Here is a 15,260-nt window from a genome sequence, read left to right on the forward strand (position 1 = left end):
AGGTATGATTACTTGATGGCCTTACTGTTTCTTCTTCGGAGCAAGCACCATGATCATCTGGCGGCCTTCGATCTTCGTAGGGAAGGATTCGACCACTGCCAGTTCAACCAGATCTTCTTTCACGCGGTTAAGCACTTCCATACCGATCTGTTGGTGGGCCATCTCACGACCGCGGAAACGCAGTGTGATCTTGGCCTTGTCGCCCTCTTCGAGAAAGCGAATCAGGCTGCGGAGTTTTACCTGATAGTCGCCTTCATCTGTACCAGGTCGGAACTTGATTTCCTTAACCTGGATAACTTTTTGCTTCTTCTTCTGTTCCTTAGAAGATTTGCTCTTTTCATAGAGGAACTTGCCGTAATCCATTATACGGCAAACGGGCGGCTCGGCGTTAGGGCTAATTTCAACTAAATCTGCCCCGGCTTCTTCAGCTTTTTCCAGAGCTTCTCTTAGACTCACAATGCCAAGCGGCTCGCCTTCCAGATCTGTTAAGCGAACTTCTGTGGCGCGAATCTCGCCATTGATACGATTCGGACGCGCCGTTTGAACTCGTTTTCCGCCTTTAATACCTTATTCCTCCAGTTGTTGAAGACTGCGGCTGCGAATCTCTTGTTGCAGCTTCTCGATAACGTCATTTACGTCCAGGCTACCCAAGTCTTTACCACGACGGGTACGCACGGCTACTTTGCCGGCCTCAACCTCTTTGTCACCACAAACCAGCATATAAGGGACACGACGTAAAGTGTGCTCGCGGATTTTAAAGCCTATCTTCTCGTTTCTCAAGTCCGCTTTTACACGAATGCCCGCATTTTGTAGTTTCTGCGTCAATTCGTTAACGTAATCGGCCTGAGAATCGGTAATGTTCATCACAACTACCTGCACCGGCGCAAGCCAGGTGGGGAAGAAGCCCGCAAACTCTTCGGTCAGGATGCCGATAAAGCGCTCCAGAGACCCAAGAATGGCGCGGTGAATCATCACTGGCACCTGACGCTCGTTGTTTTCGCCTACATAGGAGGCGCTCAAACGAGACGGCAGAGAGAAGTCCAGCTGCACCGTTCCGCACTGCCATGCACGATCGAGGCAGTCATACAGCGTAAATTCAATTTTCGGACCGTAGAACGCGCCTTCACCCAGCTGATACTCAAACGGGATGTTGTTCTCTTCCAGCGCGACTGCTAAATCCGCCTCAGCACGATCCCACATCTCGTCGCTGCCGATACGCTTTTCCGGACGAGTGGAGAGTTTGACGACGATCTTCTCGAAGCCAAAGGTGCTGTACATATCGTAGACCATACGAATACAGGCGTTCACTTCATCACGCACCTGCTCTTCTGTACAGAAGATGTGGGCGTCATCCTGCGTGAACCCGCGTACGCGCATCAGGCCATGCAACGCGCCCGACGGCTCGTTACGGTGGCAGCTACCGAACTCTGCCATACGTAATGGCAGGTCGCGGTACGATTTTAGACCCTGATTAAAAATTTGCACGTGGCCAGGGCAGTTCATGGGTTTGATGCAGTACTCACGGTTCTCAGACGAGGTGGTGAACATGGCATCTTTGTAGTTGTCCCAGTGGCCGGTTTTTTCCCACAGCACACGGTCCATCATGAACGGGCCTTTTACTTCCTGATACTGGTACGCTTTCAGCTTGGAGCGAACAAACGTCTCCAGCTCACGGAAGATAGTCCAGCCATCATTATGCCAGAAAACCATGCCCGGTGCCTCTTCCTGCATGTGATACAGGTCGAGCTGCTTACCAATTTTACGGTGGTCGCGTTTCGCGGCCTCTTCCAGACGCTGCAGATAGGCGCTAAGCGCTTTTTTATCTGCCCACGCCGTGCCGTAGATACGCTGCAGCATCTTGTTGTTGCTGTCGCCGCGCCAGTAGGCCCCTGCAATTTTCATTAGTTTGAAGTGATGGCAGAAGCGCATGTTCGGCACGTGCGGACCGCGGCACATGTCGATGTACTCTTCATGATGATACAGGCCAGGCTTGTCATCATGGGCGATATTTTCATCAAGAATGGTAACTTTATAGCTTTCGCCACGCGCAACGAAGGTTTCACGCGCTTCGTGCCAGCTTACCTTTTTCTTGATGACGTTGTAGTTCGTTTCGGCGAGCTCGTGCATACGTTTTTCGAGCGCGTCGATATCTTCCTGGGTCAGCGTATGGTCAAGATCGATATCGTAGTAGAAGCCGTTATCAACAACTGGACCGATGGCCATTTTGGCATGGGGCCACAGCTGTTTGATGGCATGACCTAACAGGTGCGCACAGGAGTGGCGGATAATTTCCAGACCATCCTCATCTTTGGCGGTAATAATCGCCAGCTGCGCATCGTTTTCGATAAGATCGCTGGCATCCACCAGCTCGCCGTTAACGCGACCGGCGATGCAGGCTTTCGCCAGGCCAGGGCCGATATCAAGGGCAACATCCATTGGACTAACGGGGCGATCAAACTGGCGTTGGCTGCCGTCAGGAAGGGTAATTACAGGCATGTAGGATCCTTAATTTGCAGTGGTGACCCACACGAAAGGTCACATACAAAACTATTTTCAAATTATTATCAACGGCTTAAAGCAGGTTTCGTCTTCACTCTGACAAACTTGTACAGAAAACAGGCTGCACCCTGCTCGGCTGTTGATAAGCTCACCCCTGATACTACACGTCTAATCAGTGAGTTAAAAGGCTAGCGTTGCATTCTATTAGTGGAACCGGCCCGATAAGCCTAATTCACCATGGGCAGCCCGGCGGTTTGTCATAATTGTGTAAAATTAAACAGTGAAAAGCCTTAGCAATAAAATTAATAAAGGCAGCTAAAGGCATTAAAACTGGCTTAGAGGAAATGTTGACAAAAAAAGCGTTGTTAATGTGACGATATATCCCTGGTACGCAAATAGACGTGCTAGGGTAGCATTTCCACTCAACGGACTGGAGGGGTTATTCCAAACCTCAAATTTCAGTGTCCCGTCTGCAATGGTTTTAGGTTTCGGTTTTGTATGCACAACGCTGAAAAAAAGCTTCCACACGGCGCAATATGTGCAACCTGTGGGGAACGCCTTACCGCATCGATGTGCATTCCCGCAACCAGGATAATAAATAAAGTGACAGGTTAATTAAAGGCTTCGCAAGAGGCCTTTTCGCTGTTCAGGCTTTACCCTCGGGAACAAGCGCATTAATGACCGTCTCCATTGCCTGACGCGTCAGATCGCTACGTTTAACCCGCTGGTTAGCCAGAGCAGTACGCAGCACGCCGGCAATAACAATATGCTTTGGCTCCTGGCCTAAATCGCGCATCTCCAGCACAACTTTCCCCACCACGCGGCACATCTCATCATACAGATCGCTCTCTTTTGCCTGATTCCCCATGGTGCCCTCTCTCTGTTTGTTGCTGAATTTAAAGGCATAGCACATAGAAAAACCCTGCAAACGTCAAGCGATCAGGCGCACTCTACCGATATTTAGGCGGCTGCAAGTCCGATGCTACCGTTTTTGTAAGTCGTATTGGTGTAAAGTTAAGCCAAATTTTGCCGATGATATAGCCTACATTGGGCAAACAGCATCGCGACACGACACATGCAATCGATAAATCATAACGGTATTGCAGGCCTCAATCTGAAAGCCCGGCCGGGAACCTCTTCGATCCTTCAGCAATCGATCGAACGGCTCTCGTCTGGACTACGGATTAATGGTGCCAAGGATGATGCCGCAGGTCTTGCTATTGCCAACCGGATGGGCGCAAACATAAACGCTGATACCGTGGTTTCCCGGGGGCTTGATGACGCCATCAGCCTCGCGCAAACCGCAGAGAGCAGCCTCGGTTCGATAAGCTCTATGCTGATTCGAGCCAAGGGTCTGGCTATTCAGTCGGTCAACGACTCGCTCTCAGAGAGCGATCGCGCCAGTATTCAAAACGAATTCGCCAGCATTCTCGCCGGGATCGACAGTATCTCTGAAGGTACCGAGATCTTTGGCCTTTATCCACTGGCCACCCAAAACCCTGAGCTGCCGCCAGCGCTGCTGGGCAACGTTGCGCCGGTAAATACCAAGTTCCCGGTGGCAAACAAGGATTACTCCTTCACCTCGGGCGTCATTCCGCTAGCCTATATTCCGGCAGGTTCGACCAATATCGCCATTACCATCAACTCTCTTGGTGCGGATGATGATATTCAGCTTTTTACCCGCGACGGTAAACATCTGGCAGGCACGCCAATTAACGGCAGCGATCCGGATTATACCTGGGTGAGCAACAGCATCACCGACACCGCCAGCGCAAATACGCGCCTGCTCTCGCAGGCCAATGGTTTCCAGAGCGGTGCCACCTATGATGACTCTCAACTGATTGAGGGTGGCGCGGCATGGGATATTAATGGCGGTGCCTCCCTAAACTATAACGGTATGAACATCACCTACAGCGGCGATGGCGATCGTTATGAGGACAGCACTACCGGCGGCTTTAACGACGGTAATAATGGTGCAAACCTGCAGGAACGGGTCACTATCGACAATGTGAATGAAGATTTGATCGTCGTTGTCGTCGGCAACGGCTCATTCACCAGCAAGCTCACGTGGGGAAACCTGGAGGCACCGACCGCCCAGCCTGCCACTCCACCGAAAAAGAGTATCCCTTATCAGGTGGTTACCAGCGCCAACTTTGGCGATGAAATTCGCTCAACGACCCTGGAGCCCACCCCTGCGGATACCAAAACGCTCGGTATCAATGACGCCCGGCTGGATACCGTCCAGTCGGCTCGCTCGGCGATGGGTAAGCTCGACAATGCGCTGGCTAAAGTAGACGGTTACCGCGCGCAGTATGGCGCGGCAATCAACCGCTTCGAATCCAGCAAGTCGGTGCTGGCCCAGCAGAAGATCGCGACGCAATCCGCCCAGAGCCGTATCCAGGATGCTGATTATGCACTGGAAACCAGCAAAATGCTCAAAGCGCAAATTTTGCAGGAGAGCCAAAATGCGGTGCTGAAAATAGCGAACCAGACACCTGAAAATCTGCTTTCGTTATTACGTGGGTAAATACGTTAATTAGAAAAGTTTACACAGAATGACAGATATAAAAAAACCGGGACAGCATGCTCCGGTTTTTTGCTTAATCAGGCAGATGCCTGGAGGTAGAATAGCTCGATATAATAAAGGCCAACAACATTAATACCATTCGCCAGCAACAAGGGTCTTGGCATTGAAAGCATCATCCGTGGAACGTCCGGTATTTTGAGAGCCGGGCTGAATATTCGAGCCGGCTTCAGTATCCGTGACGCTGAACGTAGCGCTTGGGTAGGTGGTTTGACTGGCAGTGTTATAGCTTGGCTGAGCCGCGAATGCGCCAAAAGAGAGTGCGGAAAGCACCGTGGCGGCGGCGAGTGTTTTGATTGTTTTCATGATGTTTCTTCTCTATTTGAATTAATACATGACAGCAAAGGCTTGTTTTTGCCTATGCGTAAAGTGTAGATCTAGATCACACTTTTTCCTAGTCAGTTTATTTATCAAAAAGTGTCAAATAAATTGAAGGTGTTGCGGAAGATGAAATTATGGAGAGAAAAAGGAGAAACGCTTTTCTCGGGGAAATAAAACGTTGTTGCAGAGTTTAATAGCACGAAATGTGAATACTGAAGCGGGCCGGAATAACCGGCCCAAAATCAATTACATTTTATAGCCCAGCGAAACGACGGTGCGGCGATCGGTGTGCTCCGGCGCGGACGCCGGTGGCTCAGAGTTCCACGTCACGTTGTAGGCTACCTTCAGCCCAAAGTGCTCGTTGATCGCCACGTTAAGCGCGGTCTCGGAGTTTAACGTTGTATCGTCTGCGCCGAATACCGATACGCCTTGGGTAAATTTGGCGTTATCGGTGAACTGCCAGGTATACGCGCCGGAAGCATAGCCCAGCGGCTGGGTTTCGCTGTCGCCGTCGGTGTACTCGTCATAGCGCACACCCGGACCGAATTCAAAACGCAGGCTGTGCACCGGGCCATTCAGGAACTGACGACCGTAACCGGCGGTCAGAATATCACGTTGGCGATAGCCGTTGTAGCGGTCGGTAAGCCAGCTTGCCTGACCAAAAATATAGTCAGCGTCGGTCACGTTATAACGCGCACGGCCACCCACTGCATACTTTTCTGAAGAGCGCTCATCGTTAGAAGAGGTATTGCTGGCGTTTCCCCAGAGTGACCATGCGGTCGTGTTGCCGTACCAGGTCAGCGTTGAGTCAGCGGTCAGGGAGGAACTTTTCGTATTACCTGATTGGTTCAGGTAGCCTGCATTCACATTACCTTCGAAGGGTTTCTGTGCTGAGGAGGGATCGTCCATGACAGTAAAAACGGTATCATCTGCGGCAGCATTGATTGACGCAAGCACGCCTCCCGCCAGGATAACAACAGCGGGTACTGTCTTCAAAAGCTTCATTTATAAAGAGTCCGTACAGCAAAAAAAAGAGGACCTACGGTCCTGGAAACTTCCTTCAGGATCAATGTTTAGCAATCTGAAGAAAGGTAACAAATTATAAAAAGGCTCAAATAACATAGCAATGTATTCTTTTTTCGTTTTTTGAATAAGAGCGCTCTCAAACGGCCGATAAACGTATAATGCCTTTCTTTGACATTGATGCGTATTTATTCGGAAAATCATGCTGTTATTTACTTTCCCTTCCCGCGATTCAGTGCCAGGCTTAGGGCAACCATGCGAAAGGAGATGAAAATGACCGCAGTCTATACTCTGACCCTGGCCCCGTCGCTGGACAGCGCGACGCTGACTCCCCAGATCTATCCCGAAGGCAAGCTACGCTGCACCGCGCCGGTGTTTGAACCCGGCGGCGGCGGCATTAACGTGGCGCGGGCTATCGTGCATCTCGGTGGACGCGCCACGGCCATCTTCCCCGCAGGCGGCGCGACGGGAGAACATCTTGCCAACCTACTGGCCGATGAAAGAGTCACCACACTCCAGGTGGCGACCCATGACTGGACGCGGCAGAACCTGCACGTGCACGTTGAATCCAGCGGTGAGCAGTACCGCTTTGTCATGCCCGGCGCTGCGCTAAGCGACGATGAGTTCCGCCAGCTTGAAGAGCAGGTGCTGACTATAGAGAAGGGATCGCTGCTGGTGATCAGCGGCAGCCTGCCGCCAGGCGTCCCGGTAGAAAAGATGAGCCAGCTTATTAAGGCGGCGCAGAACAACGGTATTCGCTGCATCATTGACAGCTCCGGTGACGCCCTGGCCGCTGCGCTGGAGATTGGTGGCATTGAACTGGTGAAGCCTAACCAGAAAGAGCTGGCCGCGCTGGTCAACCGGGATCTCACTCAGCCTGACGACGTCCGCAAGGCCGCCGAGGAGCTGGTCAACAGCGGCAAGGCAAAGCGTGTGGTGGTTTCCCTCGGTCCACAGGGGGCACTGGGCGTAGATGAGCAGCAGTGCGTGCAGGTCGTTCCTCCCCCGGTTAAAAGCCAGAGTACGGTGGGTGCAGGTGACAGTATGGTCGGGGCGATGACGCTGAAGCTGGCGGAAAATGCCTCGCTGGAGGATATGGTGCGCTTCGGCGTGGCCGCTGGCAGCGCCGCGACGATCAACCACGGTACGCGCCTCTGTTCGCAAGAAGACACACAAAAAATATATGATTATCTTTGCCAAAAATGATAATCGTCTAAGCTGAAAAAAGTACGATAACAATGAGGTGAGCTATGGCCAGTGGGGATATCACTCGCTACGTAATAACGGTAAAGTTTCACGAGCATAGTTTGACCGAAATCAACGAGCTTAATAACACCTTCACGCTTGCAGGGTATCTACTGACCCTGAGCGATGACGATGGCAAGGTTCATGAACTGGGAACCAATACGTTCGGCCTGGTCAGCCCGCTGAATGAAGATGATATTAAGGAGCAGGCGTTAGCGCTGGCGGAAAGCGCCATCGATCAACAACCTGAGATTGACGTGATGACCTGGGAGAACTGGTTAAAGACGCAGCAGCAATAAGTGCGATCGCGCTCGCCTGGCTTGCAGGCTGTGCGCAGAATCGTATTTTATGCTGCGTTAGCGCGCTAACCTTTAATCTGGCAGATTGCAGGGGAGAGAGAGCATGTGGCAAGCGGTGAGTCGTCTATTAAACGAGCAGCTTGGTGAAGGCGAAATTGAGCTGCGCAATGAACTGCCGGGTGGAGAGATCCATGCCGCATGGCACATCCGCTTCGGTGGTCGCGATCTGTTCGTGAAGTGTGATGAACGCGAGATGCTGCCTATCTTCACCGCCGAAGCGGATCAGCTTGAGCTTCTGGCGCGCAGCCACACGGTTAGCGTCCCGGAGGTAGCGGCGGTAGGCAGCGATCGCGATTACAGCTTTCTGATCATGGCCTACCTCCCTGCCCGCCCGCTGGATGCGCACAATGCCTTTCTGCTCGGCCAGCAGCTGGCCCGGCTGCACCAGTGGAGCGAGCAGCCGCAGTTCGGCCTCGACTTCGACAACGATCTCTCAACCACGCCGCAGCCGAACGCCTGGCAGCGCCGCTGGTCGACCTTTTTCGCGGAGCAGCGTATCGGCTGGCAGCTTGAGCTGGCGGCAGAGAAAGGTCTCGCCTTTGGCAATATCGATGCCATCGTCGAACATGTTCAGCTGCGCCTCGCCACCCACCAGCCGCAGCCCTCTCTGCTGCATGGCGACCTCTGGTCAAATAACTGTGCGCTGGGCCCGAACGGCCCCTACATTTTTGACCCAGCCTGCTATTGGGGAGACAGAGAGTGCGATCTGGCGATGCTGCCGCTGCATCCTGAGCAGCCGCCGCAGATCTATGATGGCTATCAGTCTGTGCTGCCCCTGCCGAACGACTTCCTGGAGCGTCAGCCGATCTACCAGCTCTATACGCTGTTTAATCGGGCGATCCTCTTTGGTGGGCAGCACCTGGTGACGGCCCAGCAGGCGCTGGACAGAATACTGGCCGCGTAATCGGCGCGGCCAACTCATCTGTACGGCCCACGTCGGCCTCCCGGCTACATAAACCCGAGCAGGGTAAAGAAGAAGTAGCCAGCAATGATGACAATCACCGGCAGCACGTAGAGCGGGAAGATTTGCAGGAAGATGGTATGGCGCGGTACGACGATACGCGATTCGATCTGCTCGCGGGTTAACCCGTCCGCCCCCTTTGCCTTCTCAAGAATGAGCTGATCCTCAACGCCCTCACGCAGGAAGCGGGTCTGGCGGCTCATGCGCGCCCCGGAAGCCTGGAGCGCCAGGCCGACAAAAATCAGGGCGTAAATTACCCAAAAGCCAATATTCAGCTTGTGGTGAAAATCCGGCGTCGGCGAGTTGTACCAGAAAACATTGAGAAACGGCGTATTGAAACGCATCATCTCAATCATGACATGGGCGAAATCCAGCAGTACGGCGTTGATCCCCGGCTGCTTCTCGCTGTGATCGTACATAAATTTAAATACGGAAATCAGGGTGGAAACCACCGCCGGGATAAAAATCACCCATCCCAAAACGCGCTTGAGCACGGCAATGCGTCCAGCTTGTTGATACGTCATGAATTCCCCTTGTTTAAGACGTTCCATTTGCTGGTTAAGTCTACCTTCTGAACGGGATTTTCGCCCGCCTTTAAAAGCGTTATCCTCGTGCAACAGCCATAATGAACGTTCATCTGTCTATTTATTCCACTCACAAGGAGAGGTTGTTATGTCAACCCCGCGTCAGATCCTCGCCGCTATTTTTGATATGGATGGCTTGCTTATCGACTCCGAGCCGCTTTGGGACCGGGCCGAGCTGGAGGTGATATCCAGCCTTGGCGTCGATATTACCCGTCGCCATGAGATGCCCGATACCCTGGGCCTGCGTATCGATATGGTGGTCGATCTTTGGTACGCCATGCAGCCCTGGAGCGGGCCGGGAAAAGAGGAAGTAACAAATAGGATCATCCAGCGCGCTATCTCCCTGGTCGATGAGCAACGCCCGTTGCTGCCCGGCGTGCTTGAGGCGCTGGCGCTCTGTAAAGCTACAGGATTAAAAGTCGGCCTGGCGTCGGCCTCGCCGCTCTATATGCTGGAGAAAGTGCTCTCCCTTTTCGAGCTGAGCGACTACTTTGATGCCCTCGCCTCGGCGCAGACGCTTCCCTACAGTAAGCCCCACCCGCAGGTTTACCTCGACTGCGCGGCAAAGCTTGGGGTCGATCCCCTCTCCTGTGTAGCGCTGGAGGACTCGGTAAACGGGATGATTGCGGCAAAAGCGGCCCGGATGCGCGCCATCGTCGTGCCTGCGGAGGAGAATCGTCACGATCCGCGCTACGCGTTGGCTAACGTCAAGCTGGAGTCGCTCGCCCAGCTCACCGAGCAAGATTTGCGCGGATAGCGCGCATTTTGCCTGCCTGAGAAAAAAAATGTAAAACGGTGACAAAGTGTTACACCGTCACCTCTTCCGCCTACTGTACAAAAACCCTATACTGTATACTTCGACAGTTGAGTGAGTATGATCATGACGGCGGAAGGACACCTCCTTTTTTCCATTGCCTGCGCGGTGTTTGCCAAAAACGCCGAGCTTACCCCTGTGCTTGCACAAGGGGACTGGTGGCATATCATTCCCTCAGCCATTGTCACCTGCCTGCTGCCAGATATCGATCATCCGAAATCATTTCTTGGTCAGCGCCTGAAATGGATCTCGAAACCGATCGCCCGGGCCTTTGGTCATCGCGGCTTTACCCATAGCTTACTGGCAGTGTTTATCGCCGTGACGCTTTTCTATCTCAAGGTGCCTGATAGCTGGTTTATCCCTGCCGATGTTTTGCAGGGTATGGTGCTGGGCTACCTGAGCCATATTCTGGCAGATATGCTGACCCCTGCTGGCGTCCCGCTGCTCTGGCCGTGCCGCTGGCGTTTCCGCCTGCCTATTCTTAGGCCGCAGCGCGGTAACCAGCTTGAGCGCGTGCTCTGCATGGTGCTCTTTACCTATGCCGTCTGGATGCCGCAGAGCGTACCCGATAACAGCGCCGTGCGCTGGTCTTCTCAGGTTATCAATACCGTGCAAGGCGAGTTCACTCGCTTTATAAATCAGCAATCCGGTCATTAACCAGACGAATTCAACCATTTCCTTATAACCCATTCCATTTGGATATAAGACCTAAATCACACTTCTGCTAACCTTGGCGGCAACAGGGCGGCATGCACGCGCCGCCTGATAAAAAAACCGTTCAGGAGATCTGAAATGAATTTCCCTTTAATTGCGAACATCGTGGTGTTCGTAGTATTGCTATTTGTGCTGGCGCAGACGCGTCACAAGCAGTGGAGTCTGGCAAAGAAAGTGCTGGTCGGTCTGGCGATCGGCGTAGTGTTTGGGCTGGTGCTGCAAGCCATTTATGGTGCGGACAGCCAGGTACTGAAAGATTCCATCCAGTGGTTTAACGTGGTCGGTAACGGCTATGTCCAACTGCTGCAGATGATCGTCATGCCGCTGGTATTCGCCTCTATTCTTAGCGCGGTGGCCCGTCTGCATAACGCCTCCCAGCTGGGTAAAATCAGCGTATTAACCATCGGTACGCTGCTGTTTACCACGCTGATCGCAGCGCTGGTCGGGGTGCTGGTGACGAACCTGTTTGGTCTCACCGCCGAAGGGCTGGTACAGGGTACGGCAGAGACCGCGCGCCTGAACGCCATTCAAAGCAACTACGCGGGCAAGGTCGCCGATCTGAGCGTGCCGCAGCTGCTGCTCTCCTTCGTCCCGAAAAACCCGTTTGCCGATCTGACCGGGGCTAACCCGACCTCCATCATCAGCGTGGTGATTTTTGCCGCCTTCCTCGGCGTGGCTGCACTGAAGCTGCTGAAGGACGATGCGCCGAAAGGCCAGCGCGTGCTAACCGCCATCGATACCCTGCAGAGCTGGGTGATGAAGCTGGTACGTCTGGTGATGCAGCTGACGCCGTACGGCGTGCTGGCGCTGATGACCAAAGTCGTGGCAGGCTCCAACCTGCAAGACATTATTAAGCTCGGCAGCTTTGTGGTCGCCTCCTACCTGGGCCTGGGGATCATGTTTGTGGTGCACGCGATCCTGCTGGCAGTCAACGGCGTGAGCCCACTGAAATACTTCCGTAAAGTCTGGCCAGTGCTGACCTTTGCCTTCACCAGCCGCTCCAGCGCAGCCTCTATTCCGCTGAACGTGGAAGCGCAGACCCGCCGTCTGGGCGTGCCGGAGTCTATCGCCAGCTTCTCAGCCTCCTTCGGTGCCACTATCGGCCAGAACGGCTGTGCCGGTCTCTACCCGGCCATGCTGGCGGTGATGGTTGCCCCAACGGTGGGCATTAACCCGCTGGATCCGCTGTGGATCGCGACGCTGGTAGGCATGGTCACCATCAGCTCGGCTGGCGTAGCAGGTGTGGGCGGCGGTGCCACCTTCGCAGCGTTGATTGTTCTGCCAGCAATGGGCCTGCCGGTCACCCTGGTGGCGCTGCTGATCTCCGTAGAGCCGCTAATCGATATGGGTCGTACCGCGCTGAACGTTAGTGGATCAATGACTGCCGGAACGCTCACCAGCCAGTGGCTGAAGCAGACCGATAAAGCGGTGTTGAATAGCGAAGAGAGTGCCGAACTGGCGCATCGTTAAAACTCCTGCGCCCGGCGGCCTTCGCTGCCGGGCATTTTTCTCTTGAGGCCAACGCTACGCCTCGTCAATCTCCCCTTCCTGACGCATCTGCTCTGCCCAACGCTGGGCTGCCTCCGGCATGCTAAACGTCGGCGACCGACGGAAATGCTCTCCCATCAGCACAAACGCCACATACTTGCCACGCAGCAGCCAGACATCACGAAACCCCTCCACCTTATTGGCGTGATCGGGCGGCGCAGGCTCCACGCGGGGGACATAGCTGATAACAGGGCGGTTCTGTTGACGAAACGATTTCATAAGCGCAGGTTCACTAAAACAGATTGCAGATACGGGCAGCCACTATGATAGCCGATCTCACGGTAAAAACACGGGGTTGCTCTATAGTTATAAGGGTTTTGACTTCACATCGGCCACCCTTTCAGCAATGAAAACAGGAGACGAGCACAATGTCGCATAATGAGAAAAACCCCCACGGCCATCAATCCCCGGTACACGATCCCAGCTAATCCCGGCCAGGCCTTGACTCCCTGGCTCCCGACGATAACTCCCACCGCTCCGATCCCCGTCCTACCCCGCCAGGCGAGCAGCCAACCGCCCCCGGCAGCCTTAAGGCCCCCGATACGCATAACGAGAAGCTCACCGCGCTGGAGACCTTCCGTAAAGGTAGCGAAGATTTTCCCCTGACCACCAACCAGGGCGTACGCATCAGCGACGATCAAAACTCCTTACGCGCGGGCAATCGCGGCCCGACGCTGCTGGAGGATTTTATCCTGCGGGAGAAGATCACCCACTTTGACCACGAGCGCATTCCAGAGCGTATCGTCCACGCTCGCGGCTCGGCGGCCCACGGCTACTTTCAGCCCTACAAGAGCCTGAAGGATATTACCAAAGCGGATTTCCTCAGCGACCCTGAGAAGATCACCCCGGTCTTTGTCCGCTTCTCTACGGTGCAGGGCGGCGCGGGTTCGGCAGATACCGTGCGTGATATTCGCGGTTTCGCCACCAAATTCTATACCGAAGAGGGGATCTTCGATCTGGTCGGCAACAATACGCCGGTATTTTTTATTCAGGATGCACATAAGTTTCCAGACTTCGTCCATGCGGTGAAGCCAGAGCCGCACTGGGCCATCCCACAGGGTCAGAGCGCCCATGACACCTTCTGGGACTACGTCTCGCTACAGCCAGAGACCCTGCACAACGTTATGTGGGCCATGTCCGATCGCGGTATTCCCCGCAGCTACCGTACCATGGAAGGCTTCGGCATCCACACCTTCCGCCTGGTTAACGCTGCAGGCAAAGGAACCTTTGTCCGCTTCCACTGGAAACCGGTGGCGGGTAAAGCCTCGCTGGTGTGGGATGAGTCGCAGAAGCTCACCGGCCGCGACCCCGATTTTCATCGCCGCGATCTGTGGGAGGCCATTGAAGCAGGCGATTTCCCCGAGTACGAGCTGGGGCTGCAGCTGATCCCAGAGGAGGACGAGTTCAAGTTTGATTTTGATCTGCTCGACCCGACCAAGCTGATCCCCGAGGCGCTGGTGCCGGTTCAGCGGATAGGCAAAATGGTGCTGAATCGCAATCCGGATAACTTCTTTGCCGAAAACGAACAGGCGGCGTTTCACCCGGGCCATATCGTCCCTGGATTAGATTTTACTAACGATCCGCTGTTGCAGGGTCGTCTCTTCTCCTATACCGATACGCAGATCAGCCGCCTGGGCGGGCCAAACTTCCATGAAATCCCTATTAACCGCCCGACCTGCCCGTACCACAACTTCCAGCGGGACGGTATGCACCGCATGGATATCGATACCAATCCAGCGAACTACGAGCCGAATTCGATCAACGATAACTGGCCACGAGAAACGCCTCCCGGCCCGAAACGCGGCGGCTTTGAGTCTTATCAGGAGCGGATAGAGGGCAACAAGATCCGCGAGCGCAGCCCGTCGTTTGGTGAGTACTATGCCCATCCACGCCTGTTCTGGCAAAGCCAGACCCCGCACGAGCAGCAGCATATTATTGATGCCTTTAGCTTCGAACTGAGCAAGGTAGTACGCGAGTATATTCGCGAGCGGGTTGTCGACCAGCTAGCATGTATTGATACCATGCTGGCGCTGTCGGTCGCGAAAAATCTGGGTATCTCCCTGACGGATGAGCAACTCAATGCCACCCCGCCCAAAGAGGTCAACGGAATTGCAAGCGATCCGTCGCTTAGCCTCTATGCTCAGCCGGACGCCAGCGTTAAGGGCCGCGTGGTTGCTATTCTGCTTAACGATAAGGTGGTTGCCAGCGAGCTGTTAAGTATCCTGCAAGGTCTGCGGGCAAAAGGCGTGCATGCAAAACTGCTCTACTCGCGAATGGGCCAAGTGACGGCGGACGATGGTTCAAACCTGTCGGTGGCGGGCACCTTTGCCGGATCGCCCTCAGTGACCGTGGATGCGGTTATCGTGCCCGGCGGTGACGTGAGCAATCTACTCAACAACGGTGACGCGGCCTACTACCTGCTGGAGGCCTATAAGCACCTGAAGGTGATTGCTCTGGCGGGCGATGCGCGTCAGTTCAAACAGACGCTGAAGGTGGACGATCAGGGTGAAGCAGGTATTGTCGAAGCGGGTAACGCATCCGGCACTTTTGTCGATGATTTCCTGACCCAGCTGGCTGAGCACCGGGTTTGGTCCCGGGCCAGTAAAAT

15 protein-coding genes and 1 pseudogene are annotated in these 15,260 nt (G+C 54.2%); 9 read left to right on the forward strand and 7 right to left on the reverse strand.

The genetic code is table 11. The features are described 5' to 3' along the window. Nucleotides 1-21 precede the first annotated feature (21 nt). Nucleotides 22-564 carry a translation initiation factor IF-3 gene (gene infC, locus FN633_RS02100; RefSeq protein ID WP_072015308.1) on the reverse strand — a complete coding sequence of 181 codons (543 nt, stop codon included), beginning with the start codon at nt 562-564 and terminating at the stop codon, nt 22-24. Between the two features lie 3 nt (nt 565-567). Then, nucleotides 568-2,496: a threonine--tRNA ligase gene (thrS, locus tag FN633_RS02105; protein ID WP_154056572.1), complete on the reverse strand. Its 1,929-nt coding sequence runs from the start codon at nt 2,494-2,496 to the stop codon at nt 568-570. Between the two features lie 444 nt (nt 2,497-2,940). On the opposite strand from thrS, the gene ymcF reads away from it, so the two are divergent. Further along, the gene (gene ymcF, locus FN633_RS18665) at nt 2,941-3,114 is read left to right on the forward strand and encodes a cold shock small protein YmcF (RefSeq protein WP_481859729.1); all 174 of its coding nucleotides are present in this window, start codon (nt 2,941-2,943) and stop codon (nt 3,112-3,114) included. 31 nt (nt 3,115-3,145) lie between these two features. On the opposite strand, the gene fumD is transcribed toward ymcF, so the two are convergent. After that, complete coding sequence (fumD, locus tag FN633_RS02110) at nt 3,146-3,367, reverse strand: fumarate hydratase FumD (RefSeq protein ID WP_154058796.1); 222 nt, start codon at nt 3,365-3,367, stop codon at nt 3,146-3,148. A 207-nt stretch (nt 3,368-3,574) separates the two neighbouring features. Here fumD and FN633_RS02115 point away from each other — a divergent pair, with 207 nt between their 5' ends. After that, a complete protein-coding gene (locus FN633_RS02115; RefSeq protein WP_154056573.1) occupies nt 3,575-5,026 on the forward strand; it encodes a flagellin N-terminal helical domain-containing protein in 1,452 nt (483 codons plus the stop codon). A gap of 129 nt (nt 5,027-5,155) precedes the next feature. Here the strand turns inward: FN633_RS02115 and FN633_RS02120 are convergent, their stop codons facing one another. After that, nucleotides 5,156-5,389 carry a YdgH/BhsA/McbA family protein gene (locus tag FN633_RS02120; RefSeq protein ID WP_042394828.1) on the reverse strand — a complete coding sequence of 78 codons (234 nt, stop codon included), beginning with the start codon at nt 5,387-5,389 and terminating at the stop codon, nt 5,156-5,158. Between the two features lie 261 nt (nt 5,390-5,650). After that, nucleotides 5,651-6,409, reverse strand: coding sequence for a DUF481 domain-containing protein (locus tag FN633_RS02125; RefSeq protein WP_042394830.1), 759 nt, complete (start codon nt 6,407-6,409; stop codon nt 5,651-5,653). A 291-nt stretch (nt 6,410-6,700) separates the two neighbouring features. Here FN633_RS02125 and pfkB point away from each other — a divergent pair, with 291 nt between their 5' ends. The 3 genes from pfkB (at nt 6,701) to FN633_RS02140 (ending at nt 8,935) form a co-directional block, all read left to right on the forward strand. After that, on the forward strand, nt 6,701-7,633 hold the full coding sequence (pfkB, locus tag FN633_RS02130) for a 6-phosphofructokinase II (RefSeq protein WP_154056574.1): 933 nt from the start codon (nt 6,701-6,703) through the stop codon (nt 7,631-7,633). 44 nt (nt 7,634-7,677) lie between these two features. Next, nucleotides 7,678-7,971, forward strand: a complete 294-nt coding sequence (ghoS, locus tag FN633_RS02135) for a type V toxin-antitoxin system endoribonuclease antitoxin GhoS (RefSeq protein ID WP_154056575.1) — start codon at nt 7,678-7,680, stop codon at nt 7,969-7,971. 103 nt (nt 7,972-8,074) lie between these two features. Next, nucleotides 8,075-8,935, forward strand: a complete 861-nt coding sequence (locus tag FN633_RS02140) for a fructosamine kinase family protein (RefSeq protein ID WP_154056576.1) — start codon at nt 8,075-8,077, stop codon at nt 8,933-8,935. Nucleotides 8,936-8,979: 44 nt separating this feature from the next. Here FN633_RS02140 and FN633_RS02145 read toward each other — a convergent pair whose 3' ends face one another. Further along, entirely contained in the window at nt 8,980-9,516 is a 537-nt protein-coding gene (locus FN633_RS02145) for a YniB family protein (protein WP_154056577.1), read from the reverse strand. Nucleotides 9,517-9,664: 148 nt separating this feature from the next. On the opposite strand from FN633_RS02145, the gene hxpB reads away from it, so the two are divergent. The 3 genes from hxpB (at nt 9,665) to FN633_RS02160 (ending at nt 12,574) form a co-directional block, all read left to right on the forward strand. After that, nucleotides 9,665-10,333, forward strand: coding sequence for a hexitol phosphatase HxpB (gene hxpB, locus FN633_RS02150; RefSeq protein WP_154056578.1), 669 nt, complete (start codon nt 9,665-9,667; stop codon nt 10,331-10,333). 123 nt (nt 10,334-10,456) lie between these two features. Further along, the gene (locus FN633_RS02155) at nt 10,457-11,047 is read left to right on the forward strand and encodes a metal-dependent hydrolase (protein ID WP_042394875.1); all 591 of its coding nucleotides are present in this window, start codon (nt 10,457-10,459) and stop codon (nt 11,045-11,047) included. A gap of 135 nt (nt 11,048-11,182) precedes the next feature. Next, entirely contained in the window at nt 11,183-12,574 is a 1,392-nt protein-coding gene (locus tag FN633_RS02160; RefSeq protein WP_154056579.1) for an L-cystine transporter, read from the forward strand. A gap of 54 nt (nt 12,575-12,628) precedes the next feature. On the opposite strand, the gene cedA is transcribed toward FN633_RS02160, so the two are convergent. Beyond that, nucleotides 12,629-12,895, reverse strand: coding sequence for a cell division activator CedA (gene cedA, locus FN633_RS02165; protein ID WP_072015309.1), 267 nt, complete (start codon nt 12,893-12,895; stop codon nt 12,629-12,631). A gap of 125 nt (nt 12,896-13,020) precedes the next feature. Between cedA and katE the strand changes: the two are divergent. After that, nucleotides 13,021-15,260, forward strand: a pseudogene (gene katE / locus FN633_RS02170) (catalase HPII); the annotation flags it as partial.

The organism is Pseudescherichia vulneris (assembly GCF_902164725.1).
Taxonomy (GTDB): domain Bacteria; phylum Pseudomonadota; class Gammaproteobacteria; order Enterobacterales; family Enterobacteriaceae; genus Pseudescherichia; species Pseudescherichia vulneris.

Bases quoted from the DNA above. Each gene is read 5' to 3' on its own strand.
- FN633_RS02125 (WP_042394830.1), bottom strand. From the start codon at position 6,409: ATGAAGCTTTTGAAGACAGTACCCGCTGTTGTTATCCTGGCGGGAGGC.
- hxpB (WP_154056578.1), top strand. From the start codon at position 9,665: ATGTCAACCCCGCGTCAGATCCTCGCCGCTATTTTTGATATGGATGGC.
- FN633_RS02155 (WP_042394875.1), top strand. From the start codon at position 10,457: ATGACGGCGGAAGGACACCTCCTTTTTTCCATTGCCTGCGCGGTGTTT.
- ghoS (WP_154056575.1), top strand. From the start codon at position 7,678: ATGGCCAGTGGGGATATCACTCGCTACGTAATAACGGTAAAGTTTCAC.
- FN633_RS02115 (WP_154056573.1), top strand. From the start codon at position 3,575: ATGCAATCGATAAATCATAACGGTATTGCAGGCCTCAATCTGAAAGCC.
- FN633_RS02160 (WP_154056579.1), top strand. From the start codon at position 11,183: ATGAATTTCCCTTTAATTGCGAACATCGTGGTGTTCGTAGTATTGCTA.
- thrS (WP_154056572.1), bottom strand. From the start codon at position 2,496: ATGCCTGTAATTACCCTTCCTGACGGCAGCCAACGCCAGTTTGATCGC.
- FN633_RS02140 (WP_154056576.1), top strand. From the start codon at position 8,075: ATGTGGCAAGCGGTGAGTCGTCTATTAAACGAGCAGCTTGGTGAAGGC.
- FN633_RS02120 (WP_042394828.1), bottom strand. From the start codon at position 5,389: ATGAAAACAATCAAAACACTCGCCGCCGCCACGGTGCTTTCCGCACTC.
- pfkB (WP_154056574.1), top strand. From the start codon at position 6,701: ATGACCGCAGTCTATACTCTGACCCTGGCCCCGTCGCTGGACAGCGCG.
- fumD (WP_154058796.1), bottom strand. From the start codon at position 3,367: ATGGGGAATCAGGCAAAAGAGAGCGATCTGTATGATGAGATGTGCCGC.
- FN633_RS02145 (WP_154056577.1), bottom strand. From the start codon at position 9,516: ATGACGTATCAACAAGCTGGACGCATTGCCGTGCTCAAGCGCGTTTTG.